General features: G+C 49.5%; 2 protein-coding genes. One reads left to right on the top strand and one right to left on the bottom strand.

Going from position 1 to position 2,204, the window contains the following annotated elements; genetic code table 11:
- A partial coding sequence (locus KDK14_RS04420) for a hypothetical protein (protein WP_257263809.1) occupies positions 1 to 861 on the top strand: 861 nt, incomplete at its 5' end.
- Positions 862 to 999: 138 nt separating this feature from the next.
- Here KDK14_RS04420 and KDK14_RS04415 read toward each other — a convergent pair.
- Positions 1,000 to 2,052 (bottom strand): PLP-dependent cysteine synthase family protein, encoded by a 1,053-nt coding sequence (locus tag KDK14_RS04415; protein WP_257263808.1) that lies wholly within the window; start codon positions 2,050 to 2,052, stop codon positions 1,000 to 1,002.
- Positions 2,053 to 2,204: the final 152 nt, after the last annotated feature.

The following is a 2,204-nucleotide window of genomic DNA, read 5'->3' as shown; positions in this document are numbered from 1 at the left end:
GCTGAGAAAAAAGAGCCGGAAAAGACTCCTGACCAGGGAACGAAATCATCCGCAGCATCGCCTGCCCCAAGTACTGAGCATGTCCATCAGTCAGAAACAGTTCATGCTCAACACTCGGCCCCTTCCGCAATGCCGTCGTATACCCCAGCCCCCGGCGCACATACCGCTCCAGTGTCCGAGTATGCGCAGCCTCCAACTCATGGAGCACAACCACAAGCCGAAATATCCGCAGTAACTCAACATCCCCTGCATGCCCAACATGATGCTGCCTTCGTCTCTTCTGATGACAAAGAACCTGCTCCACTGAATTACCATTCAGCATTTGACAAGAGGGTTGATACTCAGCTTCAACGCATGAATGAGTTAGTGGATGAAGATGATTCTGACCAATCACATGTAAGCGAAGATTCCATTTCAGCTTCTACAGTCCCCGAAACCAATCAAATAGTGAGTGATTATTTAGCCGAGCTAGCTGAATCGTTGCGACAGCCGGAGGTTGAAGAGCAAGTTAGTCCCCAACAAGCTCAAACTGTTCAAGCACCTACCCAACTTGCTCGACCAAAAGCTAAAACTGCTCAACCAAAAGCTCAAACTGCTCAACCAAAAGCTCCACCTAAAGCTCAAACTGCTCAACCAAAAGCTCCACCTAAAGCTCAAACCGCTCAACCAAAAGCTCAAACTGTTCATCAGCAAACCCAAACTGATCAAGAATATCAACAGCGTCCCCTGGCTCAAAGTGCCGCGGATATCTACACACTTGCCAGACAAGGTGCAACTGATGCATTACGTGATAGCCTGGGCGCTCAGGCCAAGGGAATGGATGATCAATTCGGACACTTTAGGTACAGTAAGAGTAAATAGAAGTAACTTTTCGAAGTACTGAGGTTCAACTCTGCACGGTCGCATTTTGCGGCCGTTTTACTGTGCAAGCAGTTAGCCAAATGGAATCGAATATGACTATTCTCATCCGCCGGAACCCATGAGCCCCTGGCAACCGCTTTATTTTCCAGCCAGCCTGTAGAGTTCCTCTATCCATGGCTGTATATCACCAACCTGGGCAGCAATCCAGTCAGGGTTATAACAGGTATCCAGATAGCGATCACCCGGATCACACAACAGGGTAACGATCGATCCTTCCTGACCACTGGATTTCATCTCGGCAGCAATTTGCAGGGCCCCATATAAATTAGTCCCGGTACTTGGGCCGGCCTTTCGACCCAGTATCTTTTCCAGCCAGTGAATGGTTGCAATAGCGGCCACATCAGGTACACGACGCATGTCATCAATCACGCCAGGAATAAACGACGGTTCGACTCTCGGGCGCCCAATACCCTCTATGCGAGAGCCCTGACCAATCGTCAGGCTGGTGTCGCCACTGGCGTAGTAATCCATGAACACTGAGTGATCCGGGTCGACTACACATAAACGGGTATTCAGCTTTTGATATCGAATGTAACGGCCAATGGTGGCCGATGTTCCTCCGGTTCCCGGGCTCATGACAATCCAACTGGGCACCGGATATTGCTCCGCCTGCATCTGTCGAAAAATGGCATCGGCAATATTGTTGTTACCCCGCCAGTCCGTTGCCCTCTCTGCATAGGTAAACTGGTCCATGTAATGTCCATTCAGCTCTCTGGCCAACCGCTGGGATTCGGCATAAATCTCACTGGAGCAATTGACCAGGTGGCACTGACCACCGTAAAACTTGATCTGTTGTATTTTTTGAGCGGAGGTCGATCTGGGCATGACAGCAATAAATGGCAAGCCCAGCAGCCGGGCAAAATAGGCTTCAGAAACGGCCGTGCTTCCGGAAGATGACTCAATAATGGTGGTATGCTCTCCAACCCAACCATTACAGATGGCATAGAGAAATAAAGATCGGGCCAGACGGTGCTTCAGGCTTCCTGTCGGGTGCGTGCTTTCATCTTTCAGATACACCTCGATACCGTTGATTCCCGGTAATTCAAGTCGTATCAGGTGGGTATCTGCGCTGCGTTGAAAATCCGCCTCAATCTTGCCGATAGCTTCACTCACCCATTGGCGACCACTCATAACTTTCCTCCCCTGCAGGGTCAAAGTACGTCCATATGAATTTATCGGGTGGGGAAAACGCTTCATCAGGCGCTTTTGATATGAATACTTTCGTACCTTCCTGTACACCCAACCTATTACACAGAATATTTTAAACCTGTCCCTCATACACA

Source organism: Endozoicomonas sp. ONNA2 (assembly GCF_024606365.1).
Classification (GTDB): Bacteria; Pseudomonadota; Gammaproteobacteria; order Pseudomonadales; family Endozoicomonadaceae; genus Endozoicomonas.
This window is presented reverse-complemented; position numbering and strand designations above follow the sequence as displayed.

What these genes read in the sequence shown, in the direction of transcription:
- KDK14_RS04415 (WP_257263808.1), bottom strand. Translation starts at nt 2,052, where the DNA reads ATGAGTGGTCGCCAATGGGTGAGTGAAGCTATCGGCAAGATTGAGGCG.